This window comes from Paenibacillus sp. VCA1 (assembly GCF_031583795.1).
Taxonomy (GTDB): domain Bacteria; phylum Bacillota; class Bacilli; order Paenibacillales; family Paenibacillaceae; genus Paenibacillus_AQ; species Paenibacillus_AQ albilobatus.
In genome coordinates, this window is record NZ_JAVLSX010000004.1 from 243,678 (window position 1) to 263,009 (window position 19,332).

Sequence of the window (19,332 nt, forward strand, 5' to 3'; positions counted from 1 at the left end):
TTACGAAGGGGGGATGAGTATGAATGAACACTACACAAACGCTTCAGTCGGCCGCCGGACGTACGGAAATCTTCAGCCTGGACACGCCCTTAGCGCGGAGATGAAAGACAAGCTTCGGAGCCTTCCCGGCGCTCCCGGCGTGTACATCATGAAAGACGCCGGGGGCGGAATTCTGTACGTCGGAAAGTCCAAACATCTAAAAAACCGGGTAAATTCGTATTTCCACCAATCCAAGTCCCACGCGCCGAAAATCCAAAAGCTCGTCCGGCATGTCAAGGAATTGGAAATCATCCGCACGGATACCGAATTCGAAGCCTTTTTGCTGGAATGCAGCCTCATTCACAAGTTTAAACCTATGTATAACCGCAAAATGAAAAATCCCGCCTCGTATTCGTACATCATCATCCCGGCGTCTGCGGGGCTGCGCCATTTCGAAACGTCCCCCCATCTGCAGCCAGCCCCGGGAGACGACGTTTTCGGGCCTTATCCCGCAAGTCAAACGGCGGTTGAAAAAGCGGTGCAAACCATTCTCGAATGCTTGAAAATCGGCTGCAGTCCCGCGGCCGCGGCAAACGCTCCCTGTTTGAACCATTCGATCGGCTTATGCTTGGGGATGTGCATGGGAGGGGATCAACTGAAGAAATACCACTGGCAGATGAACCGTTTGATCGGACTGCTGAAAGGGACCGACCGAAGCTTGTGCGAAGAACTGGAAGGGAACATGGCGGAAGCGGCGGAACGGTTTGATTTTGAATCGGCCGCCAAGTACAGGGATGTGCTGCAATCCATCCGCTTCCTGGAACAAAAAGAGAAAGTCATCGGATTTGCCGGAAACAACCCCAATGTGGTCTTATACGAACAGTTAGACATGAATACGATCAAGCTGTTTTTCGTCAAAAGGCATACCGTCCTCTTCAGCCGCGTCTATCCGATTGGAAGCGATCGGGAGAAGGAGCAATTAATAATGGAGGCGGAGGTGCTCGCTCGGGCCTGTTTTAAGCAGGATACAAGCGCGTACGCTTCCGAAATAAGCAGGGATGAAATCGATGAAGCCCAGATTATTTACAGCTATGTGCAAAGCCATCCCGGCCAAACGGCGCTCATTCCGGATGCCTGGCTTGATTCGGAATCGTCCGCAGAACTAAGCGATGCGATGCGTGCATTATTTTCGGACAACCTGACAGAAGATGAAAAGCATAAGTTATAAGTGAATTTACTCAAACATCATAACCTCGGCCCTGTTTCCGGAGTTATATATTATGAAGCCGGCAACCGGAAAAACATGCCTTAAAAAGCAAGAGGACAGGAAAAGACTCGTGGCGCGTGTCGGCGAAGAAGTCTACCATCTCATAAAGAAATGTGGGGTTTGGCTTTATGGCAAAAACGCAGCTCGAAGATATGGGAGAACGATTAAAAACGGCCAGAATCAACCGCAAATTGACGAAAAATGAAGTGTATTGGCGAACGCAAATCCAGCCGGATACCCTCGGCTTATACGAGACGGCTCAGTCGGAGCCGGACCTGCTGTCACTTGCCAAGCTTTCCGATACATACCGGGTTTCGCTGGATTGGCTTATTACGGGATTCGAGTTCCATTCGAAAAGCAGGTTGATGCAGGCCGAGCGGGAGATGAAGCGGCTGCAGCGCATCGTGCGGGAGCAGTCGCGCATCATCGAAACAATCCGGGAAACGGTAAATGGAGGGATCCCCGGAAACGAATCGACTATAAGAAAACGGGAACCTGGCCCAGGCGCAAAAAAGGCGTTTGCCGCTAAAAAGGCGTTTGCGGGCGATCAAAGGGTTTAACACGGATAGGAGAGTACATCGCTTGAAACAAATAATTGCAGAAAAAATCCATGACATCGAACGGGAACATGGGGTAAAAATATTGTTCGCCGTCGAATCCGGCAGCCGGGCCTGGGGGTTTCCGTCCCAGGACAGCGATTACGATGTGCGGTTTGTCTATATCCATCGTCCGGAATGGTATTTGTCCATCGACGAAAAGCGGGACGTCATCGAAATGCCGATCAACGACCAATTGGACATGAGCGGCTGGGATATCCGGAAAGCGCTGAAGCTGTTTCGGAAATCGAACCCGCCGCTGCTGGAATGGCTTGTTTCGGATATTTCGTATTATGAGGCTTACGGTTTCAAAGGGGAGATGCTTGCTTTAAGAGACCGCGTATTTTCTCCTAAAGCGTCGGTACATCACTATCTGCACATGGCGCAAGGGAACTTTCGGCAATATTTGCAGGGAGAAGAGGTCAGGATCAAAAAGTATTTTTACGTCCTCAGGCCGCTTCTTGCCTGCAAATGGATCGAAAAATACAATGCGAATCCGCCGATTTTGTTCCAGGATCTCGTTTGCGATCTCGTAACGGAACCTTCGCTAAAAACAGCCATCGAAGACCTGTTACGCCGGAAAATGGCCGGCGAAGAATTACATCTCGAGAAGCGGGTGGATGTCATCAACGATTTCGTCGAGCGGGAAATGGAGCATTTGACCGCATTCGCGAAGTCGGCTCAATCCGATTTGGAAGATCCGACGGAGCGGCTGGACGAGCTGTACCGGAAGTATTTGAAAATCGTTTGGAATTTCGGATAGAACAAACGCCTTGGGAGGCCGATCGGGAGATCGGCTTTTTTATCCGAATAAAAAAGTAATGCAGTATATCCTTTCTTTATACCCAAGGTGCTGTTTAATGCCTGTTTAGGATAACTTCCAAGATAAAAAGCGCACCCAGAATTATGGACAAAATACCGCGAATCCGAGTGAACTTTAAACGTTTAGTTGTCGCATACGGATCGCCAAATCCACCAAACCACCTTGCATTTGGTCTTAAGATCGCAAATAGACCATAAGCAAATACAAAAATACCAAACAGTGTCAAAGCCATGCGAATCAACTCCTTTTGATATATAACGCAACGATATGCAATTAGTTACATTTTAACACTGGAGGGGACAAGCCTCCATGTCACTTACGTTTTTTAACACTAAAAAGTCCGCCAATTACAACGATGCCAATAACCAAAACAAGCCAAAAAGCGATACCCAAATCAACCAACTCCTCTATGTATAAGAAACGCTATCAAAAGCAAATAAACATTTAAGCCAGGAAGGTTTACGGAAGCTCCCAATTTAAGCAAGGGAGATATGAACGGATAAGCCGGAGCCGATATTATGAATTAAAAGCAAACCATACGATCAAATATATCAACCCATAGACACCTATTAATCCAAACACACATATAGACACAATCAAGAGAACTAGCTTTTTACCACTCATGGATGCACCTCCAAATCGAATATAGCACGGAATTTGGTTGTTTAACCATAAATACCCGGATAGAGGCATAACCCTGCCTCTGTCCCCCAAATAACAAAGGAGCGATAAATTTCCACCTAGGATTGGAAGATGGGTACACATTTTGCGAAAAGCAAAGAGGAGCCTTGAGGTGCATGTACTACCGTGGAGAAAACTTTACGAAGAACGAGTTTATACGGGTTAAGGGTTAGCTTATCCATATCAGGAGGGATACTTTTTGCCTAAATCTTATATTTGAGTAGGACGACCAATTGAATCAAAAAGTCGTATTCCTGCTAAAGCGACAATGATTATTAACGCCAAAATAACAATCATAATAATAAACACTTTATTTCCATTCATTATTTTCACCTCAGAAAGATTGTACCAAATCCTCCATGGAGGGGGACAACTTCCGAAATGCTGTCTATCAAAAGATTTGCCTTTTCGCTTTGAAATAAAGCATTCTATCTTTCACCCGCTTTTTTGATATATTGTAAGCCCCCATGCGAGACTTTGCCTGTTTACGGTCCGTGCATCGCGTCATGAATAATGTTGAATGAGCGTTTGGGCGGAGCTTCGGATGCGGTCAATGATTTCCCGCGGTTCAATGACTTTGGCTTCTTTCCCCAAACCGGCGAAAAATGCGGCGGTAAACCCGATATCGTTGCGGTCGATCATCGTATCGATTATGCCTGCCGTTCCGTTCTCGCCCTCTTTCTCGAGCGGCACGGGATCGAACCAGGGGCTGCTTTGGCATTGGCGCAAGCCTTCCCGGGTCAATTCCACCCAAAGCCTCACAGGGGACGTTACCGTATAATGTTCGAGCCATTCCGCAAGCTCCGTTTGAACTTCATAGGTCTCCTCCGTGACTTGAAGCGACTCTATACGGTCAACGCGGAACAGCTGAACCATGCGTCTGCCCATATCGAAGGCGGGCATGTACCACAAGCCGTCATTGGCGTATACACCGATCGGCACGACATCCCTTGACTTGCTTCCGTTTTTGGACAGATACGTTATGGTTACGATCCGTCTTTCGACGGCCGCGTCGATCAGATCTTTTAAAAAGGGGGCTTTAACGCTTCGTTTCGGATTCCAAAAAGACAGCACGTGCTCAAGGCGGCTTACTTTGGGCTTGACGTCCTCCGGGAGGAGGGCAAACAGCTTTCGCGAAGCGGAGTCGATGTCCGCATCAAAGGGAAGCGATTCGTAATGCCGGAGCGAACGGAAAGCGAAAAAAATGGCGAGCGCCTCGTTTTCGTCAAACGATACCGGCGGCAGCACCCGGTTTTTCAACGTGCGGTAACCGCCGTTTCGTCCCTGCTCGGTATAGATCGGCACCCCCAATTCCTCAATTTCCATTAAATAGCGATGCGCCGTCCGGACAGAAACTCCGAATTCATCGGCGACGTCCTGCGCCGTGAAATTCCGTTTGGAATTGACGTACATGATGAGGTCGAACAACAGCTTCGTTTTTGACATGTGCTCCTCCACCGGTTTTTTGATAAAACTTGACAGTTACTGTCATGTTTAAAGTATATGCTAGGGGTGACAAACCGTCAAAGGACGAGAGAGGTGTACAGCCAATGAAGCGGCAAAAAGAAGAACAAGAATACATCCGGATTGTCGGAGCGCGCCAAAAAAACTTAAAGGGCATCAGCTTATCCGTACCGAAGAGGCAAATCACGGTCTTTACCGGTGTTTCTGGTTCCGGCAAATCGGCGGTCGTATTCGATACGATTGCGGCGGAATCCCAGCGCCAGCTGAACGAGACCTATTCGAGCTTTGTCCGCCACCGTTTGCCCCATTACGGGCAGCCGAACGTGGACGCCATCCGTCAACTGCCCGCAGCCATCGTGATAAACCAGAAGCGGATCGGCGGAAATTCGCGGTCGACCGTCGGCACGATCACCGATATTTACGCTTTGCTGCGCCTGTTGTTTTCCCGGATCGGGCAGCCCTTCGTCGGGGAAGCCGACACCTTTTCGTTCAACAATCCAAAGGGCATGTGCCCGAAATGCGAAGGGCTGGGGGTTGCCAAGGAAATCGACGTCGGCCGGCTGATCGACCGGGAGAAGTCATTAAACGAAGGGGCGATCCTCTTTCCGACGTTCCGGCCCGGGGATTTCCGCTGGAAGCGTTACGTCTGCTCGGGACTGTTCGACAATGACAAAAAGCTGAAGGATTTCACGGAGGAAGAGTGGGACACGCTGCTGTACAAGTCCGGCTTCAAACCTCCCCATCCGACGGAAGGATGGCCGCCTACCGCGAAGTACGAGGGGATCGTTCCCAGAATCATTCGCAGCTTTCTGAGCAAGGAATCAAGGGATTCCGACCTGTACAAGGAAGCGATCGACCATGTGGTCAGATACGGGATGTGCCCGGAATGCGGCGGAGCCCGATTAAACGCCGATGTGCGGAAATGCCGGATCAATGGAAAAAACATTGCCGACTGCGCAGCCATGCCCGTCAGCGATTTGATCGGTTTTGTGGGCGGGATCGATGATCCGCGGGCATCCACCATCACGGAGGCTGTCAAGCAGCGCTTACAGCAGATGCTTTCGATCGGAATGGGATACTTGTCATTAAACCGTGAGACGGCCACGTTGTCGGGCGGGGAATCCCAGCGCATCAAGATGGTCCGCCAACTCGGAAGCAGCCTGACCGATCTTGCCTACATTTTCGACGAGCCGAGCACCGGCCTTCATCCGCATGACGTTCATCGAATCAACGAGATGCTCAAGCAATTACGGGACAAAGGAAACACCGTAATCATCGTTGAACATGATCCGGATGTCATCCGCATTGCCGACCACATCATCGATATGGGCCCTTATGCGGGTATCCATGGCGGGAACGTGGTTTACGAAGGCGAGTATAAAGGGTTATTGGCGTCAAATACATTGACGGGACGATGCCTAAGAGAGAAACCGGCCTTAAAAAAGGAACCCCGGCAGCCGACCGGATGGTTATCCATCCGGGACGCGAACCTGCATAATCTGAAAAACGTCAGCGTTCAAATCCCCAAAGGCGTGATGACCGTTGTCACCGGGGTGGCGGGGTCGGGAAAAAGCACGCTCATTCATCAGGTTCTCCCGCGATATGCGCCCGATGCGATTTTCATCAACCAGGATGCCGTTCATGCTTCAAGCCGGTCGAATATCGCGACGTTTACCGGCATGTTCGATCCGATCCGGAGCCTTTTCGCCAAACAAAATCAAACGGATGTTTCCCTGTTCAGCTTCAACTCCCAAGGAGCATGTCCGGAATGCAAAGGGACCGGCACGGTGACGACCGATTTGGCCTTTATGGATGCCATTGAAACGGTGTGCGAAGCATGCGGGGGACGAAGGTTCAAGAAAGAGGTGCTATCGTATACGCTAAGCGGCAAAAACATTAGCGACGTGCTCAACATGACCGTGGAAGAAGCGAGCGGTTTTTTTGCGGAACCTGAAATATCGGCGATCCTTGCCCGTTTGCGCGATGCGGGAGCAGCCTATTTGACGCTGGGCCAGCCGCTCAGCACGTTGTCCGGAGGAGAGCTACAGCGCGTCAAGCTTGCAAGGGAAATGGAACATCGTGGAGACATGTACGTTTTGGACGAGCCGACGACGGGACTTCATTTGGCCGATATCCGGCATCTGATGCGGACGCTGAACCGATTGACCGATCAAGGAAGCACGCTTATCGTCATCGAGCATCAACTCGATTTGATCCGTCAGGCCGACTGGGTAATCGATCTGGGTCCAGGAGCGGGACAGGAAGGGGGAGAGGTGGTATTTGTCGGGAAACCGGAAGATATCATCCATTGCGAAGCGTCGATCACGGGAAGGTATTTGAAAAAACATCTGGGGGATGGATAAAAACGCGGAAGGCTCTCATGGGCACGAAGTTCCGCCCGTGAGAGCCATGTTCCGGAGTCGAAAGTATTATCGGCCGTCGTAGCCCACACCGTGGTTCAATGGCTGGATACCGGTGCCGGAGGACGTTGGCGCCAACGTTGTCAAGCTCAAGCTAAGCAGACCCATTACGATCATTGTCGAGAGAAAAGCCTTCTTCATGTTCGATCACTCCCATTAGATAATTTTTTAACACAGCAGCGTATGTATCTCTTTGATGCTTCGTAGCGTGTGACCTATAAACTTCAAATAATGCTACGGATTTCTTGAAATGCTGGTCATCATCAATTTTATCAGAAAATATTAAAGATTGTATAGTAAAATCAATGGCTTCTTTATAGTTATTTTTTTTGAAATGGTAGATCGAAAACAGGTACAAAATCGAAAGATAATAGGAGCGGTCGGTCGGATTCATGTCCGCATGGTTCAACCTTTTGATATATTCGAGCAATGGGCTCACGATGCCGCCCACATCGAGGTCATGCTTGTTGGCGCATTCCAAAATCGTAACCAAACCCGGAAGCGTTTCGGAAGGATATTGTTGGATGAACAACGCATATTCTTCGATGCTGGCGGTGTTGCCGGACAAAATTTCGACGGTATACGAGTTGGCTTTGGCGAAAAAGCTGAAATCCTCGATGATGTTTTTGTTGCTTTCGCTCCCGTCCGAAAACAGGCTTAAATCTCTATATTGATCGATACATTCCATCGCTTCTTTATAAAGTTTCTTTTTTTGATAGGCTACGCCTTTCATGAGATTGCAATACCCCAAATAATAAACCAATGGTTTTTCCATGACAGGTTTAGGTTGATCCGAAGGATCCCTGTATGGGCCGTACACTTTATCCAGCAGCTCATCCGCCAAAATGATGAGATTATCCCAATTTTCAAAAGAAAAAGCCATACGAAGCATAGTCACTAACGTGTCTACGTTGGTATTCGTTGCTGATGCCTCTACTCCCATATGTGTCTCCTCCCTTTATATTCCATAGGTTGAGTGTATAGATAAATTGCATGGTGGTCAATTATTTTCACTTCAAGACGAAAGGGAAAAGGGCGGGAACATAGGTGGCTGTTGAACAAAAAGGAAGTAGGCTTTAGCTCAAGGTGTTCCGTTTCTGCGGACAAGGAGCGTTGTGCAACCGCAGAATTGGCGCATGGAGGTGCCTAATCATCAAAAAGCTGTTATCATGATGAAACGGGATCGGATGCCGCACGTAATATGCGTTATGATCCAAATTGCAGCGGATAGGAGAGGATGGTATGACGGGACAGGAGTCGGCAACGCGCGGAGCCTTGATCTGGTCTGGGCGGAAATGCACCATATTCGGGCTGCCGCTTTCGTTCACCAAATATTTCGTATATGAAAAGAGGCTGGTTACCCGGCGGGGATTTTTCTCGCTCGTCGAAGACGAGCTGGATTTTTACAAAGTATTGGATAAAAGTTTGGTGCTGCCCTTTTGGCAGCGGATTTTCGGCTGCGGTTCCATCCATTTGAACGTGGCCGACGTGGATACGCCGGTCAAAGTTCTCGTTTCGGTCAAGCAACCGCGGAAGGTATATGCGCAAATCGACAAAATCGTCACGGATTTGACCGGAAACTTGAGCCCGGTGCGGACGGCGGCCAACATTTTGAGCTCTGTCGATCAAGGCGAGTTTTTCAACTGAGTTTGCGGGGCGCGAGATGTCGGAGCTTAAAAAAACTTGGGCATATCGGCGAGATTGCCGCGTTTTGCATATTCGGTAGGGGACATGCCGGCCAGCTGTTTGAATATCCTGCAAAAATAGGAAGTATCGTAATATCCCAAATATTGCGAGATGTCGGCCACCGTCATCGTTGAGCTCAGCAGCAGGCTGCAGGCTTCGAGGATGCGCAGCTGATGCATGTACCGGATGGGGGAATGGCCGCAGACTTCCTTGAAAAGAGTCGTCACATAATTGGGGGAACGGCCGACAAGGGTTGCCAAATGACCGATTTCGACCGGTTCGCGGTAATGCGCAAGCAGATGCTTTTTTATCGTTTCGGCATATTTCAGCTTGCTTGGCGTCAGCTCCCCGGGCTTTTCCGATTCGCGGGCAAGCATGCCGAGCAGCTCCTGGAAAATGCCCAAACAGATGATGGAGCGGTAGCTTTTGCCGCCCCTCATTTCCTCAAGCAGCTTGTCGCAGCGGCTGAAAATATGGCGGGCTTCCTTCATGCGAAATTTCGCGAACTTCCGCTGGTCCAGAAACGGGATTCCCGTTTTCAGGGATGGGTCGTACGTAAACAAAATCGTATACTTTTGGTGGGTGGTACCCATCCAATTGCCGCCGGATCTGCGGGTTGACATCGGTATGAACAACACGTCATTTTTTTCCCCGATCGCTTCTTCCCCGTTGATGTCGTAGCGGACTTTTCCTTCCTGAACGATCGAAAGCACGTTGTATCCGATCGCTTCAAGCTGCGTATGCCAATGGGGAATATGGTTATCGAAGTTTACGCTGGTCAATTCGAACATAAATCCCGCCTCCTTTAACCTTCCATATCAAACCCTAACATAATCAAACGGGCCGGTAAACGGCCTTTTTTCGTATTTTGTTCCACTAAAATCGTAGAAAAGTACAATTATTAACTTCCGGATATGGCAAAATCCAGAGCAAGCCTTTTTAAAGTTTTATAGTTCAAAGGTAAAAGAACACTTCGCAAGTTGTTTGACGGGAAACCGCGGATTCGGCGAAAAAACGGTGGAGAAATGTACATGACGACCGGACCGCCCGTAGCCTATAATTCATCTAAAAACGGGGAAAGGATGGGTTATATGAGAGTATTGCTGCTTGACTTGGATTCAACGAGACCGGATCATCTGGGATGTTACGGATACCACCGGAATACCTCGCCGAACATCGACAAAATCGCTGCGGAAGGGGTCCGGTTCGATCAATATTATACTTCCGATGCGCCTTGTTTTCCGTCGCGGACGGCGCTCATGACGGGAAGATTCGGCATTCACAACGGCGTCGTGGGCCATGGCGGAACCGCTGCCGACGTAAGGCATGAGGGGATCGACCGGGATTTTCATGACAGGCTGACGACGGAAAGCTTTCCGGCGCTGTTCCGCAGGGCGGGGATGAAGACCGCGCTTGTCAGTCCGTTCGGCGAGCGGCATTCGGCCTGGACGTTCTACGCGGGATTCAATGAAATCTACAACACGGGCAAATCCGGGATGGAATCGGCCGAAGAGGTAACGCCGACCGTGCTGGATTGGCTCGAGCGCAATGCGGATCAGGACCAATGGATGCTGTATGTAAACTATTGGGATCCGCACACCCCGTACCGCGCACCAGACTCGTTCGGCAATCCGTTCGAACACGATCCGTTGCCCGGATGGATCACCGAGGAAGTGCTTGAGGCCCACAAGAAAAAAGTAGGTCCGCATGGCGCAAACGAAATCAATATGTACAACAGCGATACGACGCCCCGGTTTCCCCGCCATCCCGGCGAGATCCGATCGATGCAGGATTTGAGGAAAATGATTGACGGTTATGACTGCGGCGTCCGTCATATGGATGAGCATATCGGCTCGATCTTCCGGCTCATGGAGGAAAAAGGAATGATGGAAGATACGGTGATCATCATTACGGCCGATCATGGCGAAAACATGGGCGAGCTCGGCATTTACGGTGAACATGGAACCGCGGACCAGGGGACCTGCCGCATCCCAATGATCATCCGCTGGCCAGGCATGCAAAGCGGCGTTGTGGACACGGCGCTTCACTATCATCTGGACCTGCCTCCGACAATAGCCGAACTGCTGAACGTATCGCCGGCGCCGAGCTGGGATGGCGTCAGTTACGCAAACACGCTTATGCGGGGCGAACCATCGGGCCGCGACTATCTGGTCGTATCGCAGTGCGCCCATGTGTGCCAGCGAAGCGTACGCTTCGGGGATTGGCTGTACATCCGAACCTATCATGACGGCTATCATTTATTCGATAAGGAGATGCTGTATAACGTTGCGGAAGATCCGCATGAGCAGCATAATTTGGCGCAGCAGCGCCGGGATCTCTGCATGGAGGCGGTTTATCGTCTGAATGAATGGCATGACCATATGATGGAGACGATGAAGTTCGACGTGGATCCGCTGTGGACGGTCATGAAGGAAGGCGGCCCGTATCATGCCAAAGGGCATTTGCCTATGTATATCGAACGGCTGAAGAAGACAGGCCGCGGCGATGCGGTGGAAGAGCTGATGAGAAGGCATCCGCGGGAATTTTCGAAATAAACATGGAACAACAAGCCGTTTGATTCATGGAACATGGACAAGCGGCTTGTTTTGCTCGTTGGTTTTTTACTGTGTTCGATTTGTGAATTTTTCACATAGCCCCTTTACAAAATGTAAAATCCGAGTAAAAATTATGGTATAAGCTTTACGTCAACGAGACGTGGCTCAGCTTGGTAGAGCGCTTGCTTCGGGAGCAAGAGGTCGCAGGTTCAAATCCTGTCGTCTCGATCACGGCAAAGACAACAACCGTTTGGGATAAACCCTGATGGAAGTTGTCTTTTTTCATAATATCAGATTCGACAAAAAACGTGTAAAAATCGCAATGGGCCATTGTAATATTTTGCTAGCTGTCCTATGATGTTAGTAACACTGCATGGGAGGATTAATAGAGGAAATGAAAAAAACGATCGCATTAATGATTTTGCTGCTCATCATGCTGCCGTACCAAGGCGCGTTTGCGGCTAGCGTGTCGACCACATCCGTGGAGAAGCTGTATTTCGAAGATTACAAAGACAGGGTCAAGGAAGTGAGAGAAGCGCAAAAAGCGCTTTATGCAGCCCTATGCACGGAATTGCCATCGCTGACCGCCAAATCCAAAGCTTCCATCGCGCAATACAACAGCCTGGTCAAGAGCAAAGCTTCGAAGGAGTCGATTGCCCAAGCGAAAGCGGTACGGGACCAGGATCGGAAAACGCTGTTGAGCGCTAAAAAATCCTGCACGAAAAAAGTGAACGACGCCAAAAAAACAAGCAACAACCAGTTAAAAGAAGTGGATCAATACAAGCGGAACATGATCGCGATGATCAAAACGCATTTGGCCGGAAAGGACCGGATGAGCAGCGAGGAATTCAATAAAAAGGTTCAAGACGGTTTGAAGTACATAAACGACAGATTCGATATCATCATCAGGGATCTGAAATCCGTGCGGTAACCGAAGCCGGTTCCATTTCTGAAAACAAAAATCCTCTATCGTCAACAGGACGAAGAGGATTTTTTTGTTATTTGGCCGTCAGGTTAATATGGTCGAGGTCTTTGCTGCTGTTGAAAATGAATTCCAGCTTATAATCTCCACGGATATAGGTAAGTTTGGTTTGTGTCTTTTTGCCGTTTTTGAACGTGGAGACGGCATTCGGCGCATACCAGTTCTGCTTCAGCATGCTGATCGTGATGCCGCCGATGTTGGTTTGGCGTTCCACATTGGTTCCGAAATAACGCATTTCGCGGATTTTATTTTGTTGATATGAGAAGGCGTAACCGGGATTGCCCATATCTGCGCCGTATACGTCGAAAGCGCCTGAACTTTTGCCGGGAACGGTAGGTTCGCCGATTTTTTGGATGACGTTTTGCTTGGTGCTTTTTCCGATCGTCAGCCCGCTTACGGCGCCGGGAAATTGTCCTTTCAAGGCAGGTTTGTAAAAGCTGTTTAGCGTTTTGAGCGCATTTTCGGCGGCATAATCCCCCGCGGTTGTTTTCGAGGCGGCGTGGGCTTGAGGAATAGGGAACAAAGCATGGCTGCTGCCCAAAGCGCCGAAGCAAGCGGCACCCGCAACGGCAAAAGCCAGCACGGCTCTTTTCATCTTTTTAGGAAGCATCTTCTTATTTGGCATCGTTGTGTCCTCTCCTTATCGCATGCTTGATGGCATGTTCTTTTTATCTAATGAATGTCATCGGGTTCGTTTCAATCATAGTCGAGATTGAGAGGTTTTGGGTTACGAAGTCATGAAAACGGAATTTCAGTTTTGATACCCGGAAAGGAACGAAAGGATGTTGCAGGCCTATATTATATGAAAAACCTAAGAAAATATTATGATTTGAATATTTTTCATATAGGGTTATTCATGATAGCATCGTATGCAAGGAAAGGAGTGACCGGGATGCATCGATATTGGGTGCCGATCATTGCTTTGGCCGTGTTTTCCGGATGCGCTTCGGACCCCGCGCTCACGCAGCGCGTCCCAAGCGAAATCCAAACAAACGAAAAGAAGGTGACCACGATGGATCAGCAACTGATTTTGTCGGCGCAAAACGGAGACACGGACAACGTGTTGAAGCTGCTCCAAGAAGGGGCCGACATCGATGCGACGGATGAACGCGGCAGAACGGCCGTCATGGCGGCAACTTACAATAACAAGATTGATACGGTAAAAGCGCTGATCGAACATGGCGCGGACATCAACGTTCGCGATCATAACCTGAACAACGTATTTCTGTATGCCGGAGCGGAAGGTCTGCTGGACATCCTGAAACTTGCGATCGACGCCGAGGCGAATACGAAGCTGACGAACCGGTACGGCGGGACGGCGTTGATTCCCGCTTCGGAACGCGGCCATGTCGAAGTCGTCAAAGAGCTGCTTACACGGTCGGACGTCGACGTGAACCATATCAACAATTTACATTGGACCGCGCTTTTGGAAGCGATCATTCTGGGAAGCGGGGGCGACGAACATCAGCGGATCGTTCAGCTGCTGGTTGACCATGGAGCCGATGTGCACCTTGCCGACGGCGAGGGCGTAACTCCGCTGCAGCATGCCCAAAGACGCGGATACCGGGAAATTGAACAAATTTTAAGAGCGGCGGGGGCGGAAAGGTAATGGAAACGGGAGCGCGTTAGATAACCCCAGCCTCGGAAAAAAAGCGAACGGATACCCCGTTCGCTTTTTCGCTTGATCTTGATGCGGATCGGATGTTTCTTTCTATTGATGGGTGCTGCCAATCGTGCAGCCCGAATTAACCGCGGTTTACCGCCGTCCGATCGGCAGGGCGAAGCGTTCTGTTTTTCCGGTTGCCTATTTTAAGCTGAATGAAAATCATGATCGCCACCACGGCCATCAATCCGAAAAGCGCCGGCGGGAAATTCCCCGCGCGATCATGGATAAAACCGACGCAGAGAGGCCCGAGCGAAGCGAAAATATAACCGCCGGATTGCGTCATGGCCGAAAGCGCGTTGGCTTCGTCCATGTTCGACGATTCGTCGATCGGCAGCATTAACGCCATGGGGAACAGCCCTCCCGCGCCGATGCCGAGAATGATGCAGGTTACCCAAGGCGTCACGTGAAGCAGGGTGAGCGCCAGTCCGACAAGTTCCATGGATGCACAGCCGACGAGCCAAACCACGCGATGCTGAAATCGGCTGACCAGAATGGGCAGCACAAAACTGACCGGGATCTGGATCAGCGTGAACAAGGTCAAAATCAAGCCCGCCGTATGTTTGTCGTACCCTTGTTCCTGCACGATTGGAGGCAGCCAGGCGGTGAGCGAATAAAACATGAAGGCCATCATTCCGAAAAAGCTGGTCAACAGCCAGGCCCGTTTGCTTTTTAACGGCAGCTTTGTGCCTAGGGGCGGCGCCGACTTTACGGAATGGACGGCAGCGGAGCCGGCTGCGGCGGCCGTCTTTTTGACGGGTCTCCACCAGATGAACAGCGCGACGACGGCCAGCACCGCCCACGAGGCGGTGGAAGCCTGCCAGGAATGGCCCAACGCGTTTTGAAGCGGTACGGAAAAACCGGATCCCAAAGCCGCTCCCACGACCATGGCCATGGAATAAACGCCGACGATTGCCGACGGATTGGAAAAATTCTTTTTGATGAATCCCGACAAAAGCGGTCCGATGACGGCAATGCCGGCACCCGCCAGAAAAGCGGTCAGCAGCATCAGCCATGCGTCATGGGCGTAATACCTCGCAGCCGTGGCGGCGCCGATCAGCAAGAGGCTATACGCGATCGTCCGCTCGATGCTGAAGCGGTTGCTCAGCCTAACCGCAGCCGGCGCAAAAAAGCCCATGCACAACACCGGCAACGAGGTCAGCAGGCTGGCTTCGGCTCCGCTCATGCCGAGGGAATCCTGGATCGTTCGCAGCAGCGGGGAGACCGAAGTAATGACAGGGCGCAAATTAAGGGAAGCCAAAAAAAGCGCGGCAATCAGATAAACAAAACGCATGGTGTACCATCTCCATCCAAAATGTTCTATGTTGAGAATCAGATCTAATCCAGTGTATAAGGCTCGCTTTGATTGATCAATATTATTGTTTCTATGAATATGATTCGTTTCTCGAATGAAACGGCTTTCCAAACGTCCGGACGTTATATTTTACGATTGCTGTACATGATCGTTTTGAATATGATCATTAGTATTATGAATGAAAGCGAGTGAAGTGGTTTGGAAATTCGCCAGCTTCATTATTTTATGGCAGTCTGCGAGGAGATGCATTTTACGAAGGCTGCGGAAAACATCGGGGTATCCCAGCCGACGCTCAGCCAGCAGATCCGGGCGCTGGAGGATGAGCTGCAGATGCCGCTGTTTGACCGGATCGGCAAAAAAATTATGCTTACCGAAGCAGGCGAGCTGCTGCTGCGCAATGCGACCGCGATCATGGATACGCTGCAAAACGTCAAAGATTCGATTGCCGATTTGCGCCATATCCAAGGCGGGACAATCAAGGTCGGGATTATGCCGTCCGATCTTGATTACCGGATCACAAGGCTTGTCGTCGATTTTCATCGCGATTTTCCGCAAGTGAAACTGACGGTGATCGCGTCGATCGACATTTTACGGCAGGTGCTTGAAAGCGAAGTGGATATCGGGGTCGGCACGAACGTGCCCCAAACGGAGCATATCGTCTCCATTCCGTTATGCACCGAGGAGTACGTGCTGACCGTATCGGTTAAACATCCGTTGGCCAGCCGGACAAGTATCGGGATCGAGGAGCTGAAGGACGTGCCGATGATCATATACCCCGAAGGATTCATGGGACGGGAGTTGGTGGAGGAAGCGGTGCGGCCCCATGGTTTCCGGCTTCAATCCATTTTGGAAACGAGCTCGGCCACTTCCATCATCAACCTGGTCAAGGAAGGCCTCGGCGCCACCGTGCAGCCGTATCCGCTCATCCGGCAGATGAACGATGCTGCACTTCATACGATACGCATTCATGGCGGCGCGCCATGCCGCAACCTGTCGATCATCTACCGCTCGGACCGGTATTTAGGTCAAGCGGCGAAGGCTTTTATGGAACGCATCCAAGATTATTTTCAGCCACGGGGGTGAAGGCGTGTCGATTCGGATCAAATTATTGCTCTCTTATACGGGCATGCTTGTCGTCAGCCTGCTGGTGTTCGTCCTGACCGCCGGCCTGTTCACGATCGCGGCAACGGGCGATGTTCACAGCCTAAGGGATTTTTACAAGGTTCATTATCAATTGAACCCGCTGACGGAGCAGGAGGAATCGATTTTTTTGGAACTGAAATATATGGCAAAAAACGATCCGGACGGGCTGCTGGACATCAACCAGCTGAAGGACTATGATTTTAAGCTCAAAACCGTCAGGGCCGGACTTTACGTACGCAGGGAAAACAGCCAAGTGTTCGAATCGCAAACGTTTAACCAGCCTGCACTTCATCGACATTTGCCCGCTTACGATCTGAACAACAATCAGATCCGCAATACGTTTAACATCGGCGAACGGTTTTACGCCTATGCCAAATACGATTTCCGCTTTGCGGACGGGGCCAAAGGGAGCGTGTTCGTCATCCGCGAACGGAGTCCGTTCGGCGAAGTGACGCGCAGGCTCCTCCCGGTATTGATCTTGGCCTTGATCGGCGTGATCGTGGTTGCGAACGCGCTGTTATACCGCTGGATCACCCGCAGCGTCGTCAGGCCGCTGGACAAGCTGCGCCATTCGGCCGAACACATCCAGGAAGGAAACCTCCGGTTTTCGCTCGATACGCGCACCAGGGACGAGATCGGACAATTAAACGAAGCGTTTGAAAATATGAGGAAGAGGCTTCTGGAATCCGTCCAACTGAGGCTGCAGGATGAAGAGAACCGCAAAGAGCTGATCTCCAACATCTCGCATGATTTGCGCACGCCCATCACGAATATCAAAGGCTACATCGAGGGCATACGCGACGGGGTTGCGGACACCCCGGAAAAAATGGACAAATACGTCAACATCATTTACAGCAAAGCCGTCGATTTGGACAAGCTCGTCGATGAGCTGTTCCTGTATTCCAAGCTGGATTTAAAACAGGTTCCTTTCACTTTCGATCGCGTGGACATCGTTCGCTTTTTGGATGACTGCATCGACGAGCTGCATTATGCCATGGAGGCAAAAGGCATTGCGCTGCAATGGAACGGGCGCCCGGAACGCGGCATTCCGGTCATGGCCGATCTGGAAAAATTGAAGCGCACCGTGTTCAATATTATCGGCAATGCCCAGCATTTTATGGATAAGCCGCAAAAAAACATTGCCGTTTCCGTACAAGCTTCCGCCGAATGGGCTGCCGTCCAAATACGGGATAACGGGATGGGGATCTCCCCTGAAGACATGCCCCATATTTTCGACCGTTTTTACCGGGCGGAGAGATCGCGTAATTCCGCCATGGGCGGCAGCGGACTGGGACTGGCGATTGCGAAGCAGATCATCGAAGGACATGGAGGGCGCATTTGGGCGGAAAGCGAACCGGGAAAAGGCACAAGCCTGTTTTTCACCCTGAAACGGACGACAAAAGAAGGGAGCGTGGGCAGTTATGACGGCGCGCATACTCATCATTGAAGACGAGGTGACGATCGCCCAATTGGAGCGGGATTACTTCGAATTAAACGGTTATGACGTCGATTTATGCCATACGGGGGACGAAGGATTGCGGCTGGCTCTGAACGGCGCTTACAATCTCATTATCGTCGATCTGCAGCTTCCCGGCACGAACGGCTTCGAATTATGCCATCAAATCAGGCGGAACAAGGAAGTGCCGATTTTGATCGTTTCCGCCAAAAAAGAGGAGATCGACAAAATCCGGGCGTTTAACCTCGGCGCCGACGACTACATCACGAAACCGTTCAGTCCGAGCGAACTGGTGGCGAGAGCCAAAGCGCATCTGACGAGGTACGAGCGGCTTCTTGGCAAACGGCATCCCGCACAAAAAAACGAAATTCATATCCGGGGGCTCGTGATCGATCAAGCTGCGCGGCGGGTGTTCGTGCGCAGCCGGGAGGTGGCGATCACGACCCGCGAATTCGACCTGCTGGAGTTTCTGGCGAGCCATCCGAACCATGTCTTCAGCAAACAGGAGCTGTTCGAACGAATCTGGGGGCTCGATTCCAGCGGAGATATCGCGACCGTAACGGTGCATGTCCGCAAGCTGCGGGAAAAGATCGAAACCGATCCTTCCGATCCGCAGTATATCGAAACGGTTTGGGGCGCGGGATACCGTTTCTCGGTGTAGTCTGCGGTTTCGGGATTTTGCAAAATTCGATGCCGGCCGCTCCCTGGTCCAATATATAGGCGAACGCAACCGTTTCGCGCTATATTTTGCTGATGGAAAGTCGCTCTTTGGATTTGTGCAGGCATCTTGTTTAGAAATTTTTAATATTTTGTTTCGAAAACGTTAATCCCCGGTTTCTTGGGATTTTAGATGTCCCCTTTATGATAAACGTATACACCAAACAACGATTTTCGTTGATTTAAAGGAGGACAACCCTATGAATAAATATGCTGCGAAATGGGCTGCCATCATGCTGACGGCCGCGTTGGGAACGGCTGCGCTCCCGATTAACGCCCTGCATGCGGAAAGCGCTCCCGCAAAGCTCTCCGCGGAGGAGATACAACAAGCTGTAAACGGGCTTGCCAAACTTCATGCCATGCAAGGTTACGAAGACGGCTCCATGGGGATTCAGAAGGCGATTACCCGCGCGGAGCTGGCGAAAATGGTCGTGGAGGCGTTCGGACTTCAAGGCAAGGCCAAGTCGCCGGCAAGCTTCGCGGATGCAAGCCCCGGCCTCTGGTATTATGATTACGCTGCCGAGCTTGTAGGACAAGACATCATGCAGGCGAAGGACGGCCGTTTTGACCCGCGCGGCACGGTAA

17 protein-coding genes, 1 tRNA gene and 1 pseudogene are annotated in these 19,332 nt (G+C 50.7%); 13 read left to right on the top strand and 6 right to left on the bottom strand.

The genetic code is table 11. The features are described from left to right. Positions 1-19 precede the first annotated feature (19 nt). The 3 genes from RJP21_RS10350 (at position 20) to RJP21_RS10360 (ending at position 2,605) form a co-directional block, all read left to right on the top strand. Positions 20-1,207 (top strand): GIY-YIG nuclease family protein, encoded by a 1,188-nt coding sequence (locus RJP21_RS10350; RefSeq protein WP_310859190.1) that lies wholly within the window; start codon positions 20-22, stop codon positions 1,205-1,207. Between the two features lie 167 nt (positions 1,208-1,374). Beyond that, positions 1,375-1,806 carry a helix-turn-helix domain-containing protein gene (locus RJP21_RS10355; protein WP_310859191.1) on the top strand — a complete coding sequence of 144 codons (432 nt, stop codon included), beginning with the start codon at positions 1,375-1,377 and terminating at the stop codon, positions 1,804-1,806. A gap of 22 nt (positions 1,807-1,828) precedes the next feature. Next, on the top strand, positions 1,829-2,605 hold the full coding sequence (locus RJP21_RS10360; RefSeq protein WP_310859192.1) for a nucleotidyltransferase domain-containing protein: 777 nt from the start codon (positions 1,829-1,831) through the stop codon (positions 2,603-2,605). A 94-nt stretch (positions 2,606-2,699) separates the two neighbouring features. Here RJP21_RS10360 and RJP21_RS10365 read toward each other — a convergent pair whose 3' ends face one another. After that, the gene (locus tag RJP21_RS10365) at positions 2,700-2,897 is read right to left on the bottom strand and encodes a hypothetical protein (RefSeq protein ID WP_310859193.1); all 198 of its coding nucleotides are present in this window, start codon (positions 2,895-2,897) and stop codon (positions 2,700-2,702) included. A gap of 953 nt (positions 2,898-3,850) precedes the next feature. Further along, the gene (locus RJP21_RS10370; protein ID WP_310859194.1) at positions 3,851-4,792 is read right to left on the bottom strand and encodes a helix-turn-helix transcriptional regulator; all 942 of its coding nucleotides are present in this window, start codon (positions 4,790-4,792) and stop codon (positions 3,851-3,853) included. Positions 4,793-4,896: 104 nt separating this feature from the next. On the opposite strand from RJP21_RS10370, the gene RJP21_RS10375 reads away from it, so the two are divergent. Then, on the top strand, positions 4,897-7,173 hold the full coding sequence (locus tag RJP21_RS10375; RefSeq protein WP_310859195.1) for an ATP-binding cassette domain-containing protein: 2,277 nt from the start codon (positions 4,897-4,899) through the stop codon (positions 7,171-7,173). A gap of 151 nt (positions 7,174-7,324) precedes the next feature. Here the strand turns inward: RJP21_RS10375 and RJP21_RS10380 are convergent, their stop codons facing one another. Continuing rightward, positions 7,325-8,173: a hypothetical protein gene (locus RJP21_RS10380; protein WP_310859196.1), complete on the bottom strand. Its 849-nt coding sequence runs from the start codon at positions 8,171-8,173 to the stop codon at positions 7,325-7,327. Positions 8,174-8,472: 299 nt separating this feature from the next. On the opposite strand from RJP21_RS10380, the gene RJP21_RS10385 reads away from it, so the two are divergent. After that, complete coding sequence (locus RJP21_RS10385; RefSeq protein WP_160044356.1) at positions 8,473-8,877, top strand: PH domain-containing protein; 405 nt, start codon at positions 8,473-8,475, stop codon at positions 8,875-8,877. Between the two features lie 26 nt (positions 8,878-8,903). Here the strand turns inward: RJP21_RS10385 and RJP21_RS10390 are convergent, their stop codons facing one another. Continuing rightward, positions 8,904-9,707 carry an AraC family transcriptional regulator gene (locus RJP21_RS10390; RefSeq protein WP_310859197.1) on the bottom strand — a complete coding sequence of 268 codons (804 nt, stop codon included), beginning with the start codon at positions 9,705-9,707 and terminating at the stop codon, positions 8,904-8,906. Between the two features lie 300 nt (positions 9,708-10,007). On the opposite strand from RJP21_RS10390, the gene RJP21_RS10395 reads away from it, so the two are divergent. From RJP21_RS10395 to RJP21_RS10405, 3 genes are all read left to right on the top strand, one after another. Next, positions 10,008-11,471 (top strand): sulfatase family protein, encoded by a 1,464-nt coding sequence (locus RJP21_RS10395; protein WP_310859198.1) that lies wholly within the window; start codon positions 10,008-10,010, stop codon positions 11,469-11,471. Positions 11,472-11,625: 154 nt separating this feature from the next. Beyond that, positions 11,626-11,699: transfer RNA gene (locus tag RJP21_RS10400), tRNA-Pro, on the top strand. Positions 11,700-11,865: 166 nt separating this feature from the next. Further along, the gene (locus RJP21_RS10405) at positions 11,866-12,402 is read left to right on the top strand and encodes a hypothetical protein (protein ID WP_310859199.1); all 537 of its coding nucleotides are present in this window, start codon (positions 11,866-11,868) and stop codon (positions 12,400-12,402) included. Positions 12,403-12,469: 67 nt separating this feature from the next. Here RJP21_RS10405 and RJP21_RS10410 read toward each other — a convergent pair whose 3' ends face one another. Further along, positions 12,470-13,078: a YjgB family protein gene (locus RJP21_RS10410; protein WP_310859200.1), complete on the bottom strand. Its 609-nt coding sequence runs from the start codon at positions 13,076-13,078 to the stop codon at positions 12,470-12,472. Positions 13,079-13,465: 387 nt separating this feature from the next. Here RJP21_RS10410 and RJP21_RS10415 point away from each other — a divergent pair, with 387 nt between their 5' ends. Then, positions 13,466-14,062, top strand: coding sequence for an ankyrin repeat domain-containing protein (locus tag RJP21_RS10415; protein ID WP_310859462.1), 597 nt, complete (start codon positions 13,466-13,468; stop codon positions 14,060-14,062). Between the two features lie 136 nt (positions 14,063-14,198). On the opposite strand, the gene RJP21_RS10420 is transcribed toward RJP21_RS10415, so the two are convergent. Then, the gene (locus RJP21_RS10420) at positions 14,199-15,410 is read right to left on the bottom strand and encodes an MFS transporter (RefSeq protein ID WP_310859201.1); all 1,212 of its coding nucleotides are present in this window, start codon (positions 15,408-15,410) and stop codon (positions 14,199-14,201) included. 219 nt (positions 15,411-15,629) lie between these two features. Between RJP21_RS10420 and RJP21_RS10425 the strand changes: the two genes are divergently transcribed. From RJP21_RS10425 to RJP21_RS31445, 4 genes and pseudogenes are all read left to right on the top strand, one after another. Then, on the top strand, positions 15,630-16,514 hold the full coding sequence (locus RJP21_RS10425) for a LysR family transcriptional regulator (RefSeq protein WP_310859202.1): 885 nt from the start codon (positions 15,630-15,632) through the stop codon (positions 16,512-16,514). Between the two features lie 4 nt (positions 16,515-16,518). Then, positions 16,519-18,021 (top strand): sensor histidine kinase, encoded by a 1,503-nt coding sequence (locus tag RJP21_RS10430; protein WP_310859203.1) that lies wholly within the window; start codon positions 16,519-16,521, stop codon positions 18,019-18,021. Further along, a complete protein-coding gene (locus tag RJP21_RS10435) occupies positions 17,996-18,691 on the top strand; it encodes a response regulator transcription factor (RefSeq protein WP_310859204.1) in 696 nt (231 codons plus the stop codon). The genes RJP21_RS10430 and RJP21_RS10435 overlap by 26 nt, the downstream gene beginning before the upstream one ends. Before the next feature lie 289 nt (positions 18,692-18,980). Further along, a pseudogene (locus RJP21_RS31445) lies at positions 18,981-19,331 on the top strand (S-layer homology domain-containing protein); the annotation flags it as partial. Position 19,332 lies beyond the last annotated feature (1 nt).

Bases quoted from the DNA above. Each gene is read 5' to 3' on its own strand.
- RJP21_RS10350 (WP_310859190.1), top strand. From the start codon at position 20: ATGAATGAACACTACACAAACGCTTCAGTCGGCCGCCGGACGTACGGA.
- RJP21_RS10355 (WP_310859191.1), top strand. From the start codon at position 1,375: ATGGCAAAAACGCAGCTCGAAGATATGGGAGAACGATTAAAAACGGCC.
- RJP21_RS10365 (WP_310859193.1), bottom strand. From the start codon at position 2,897: ATGGCTTTGACACTGTTTGGTATTTTTGTATTTGCTTATGGTCTATTT.
- RJP21_RS10370 (WP_310859194.1), bottom strand. From the start codon at position 4,792: ATGTCAAAAACGAAGCTGTTGTTCGACCTCATCATGTACGTCAATTCC.
- RJP21_RS10375 (WP_310859195.1), top strand. From the start codon at position 4,897: ATGAAGCGGCAAAAAGAAGAACAAGAATACATCCGGATTGTCGGAGCG.
- RJP21_RS10380 (WP_310859196.1), bottom strand. From the start codon at position 8,173: ATGGGAGTAGAGGCATCAGCAACGAATACCAACGTAGACACGTTAGTG.
- RJP21_RS10385 (WP_160044356.1), top strand. From the start codon at position 8,473: ATGACGGGACAGGAGTCGGCAACGCGCGGAGCCTTGATCTGGTCTGGG.
- RJP21_RS10390 (WP_310859197.1), bottom strand. From the start codon at position 9,707: ATGTTCGAATTGACCAGCGTAAACTTCGATAACCATATTCCCCATTGG.
- RJP21_RS10395 (WP_310859198.1), top strand. From the start codon at position 10,008: ATGAGAGTATTGCTGCTTGACTTGGATTCAACGAGACCGGATCATCTG.
- RJP21_RS10405 (WP_310859199.1), top strand. From the start codon at position 11,866: ATGAAAAAAACGATCGCATTAATGATTTTGCTGCTCATCATGCTGCCG.
- RJP21_RS10410 (WP_310859200.1), bottom strand. From the start codon at position 13,078: ATGCCAAATAAGAAGATGCTTCCTAAAAAGATGAAAAGAGCCGTGCTG.
- RJP21_RS10415 (WP_310859462.1), top strand. From the start codon at position 13,466: ATGGATCAGCAACTGATTTTGTCGGCGCAAAACGGAGACACGGACAAC.
- RJP21_RS10420 (WP_310859201.1), bottom strand. From the start codon at position 15,410: ATGCGTTTTGTTTATCTGATTGCCGCGCTTTTTTTGGCTTCCCTTAAT.
- RJP21_RS10435 (WP_310859204.1), top strand. From the start codon at position 17,996: ATGACGGCGCGCATACTCATCATTGAAGACGAGGTGACGATCGCCCAA.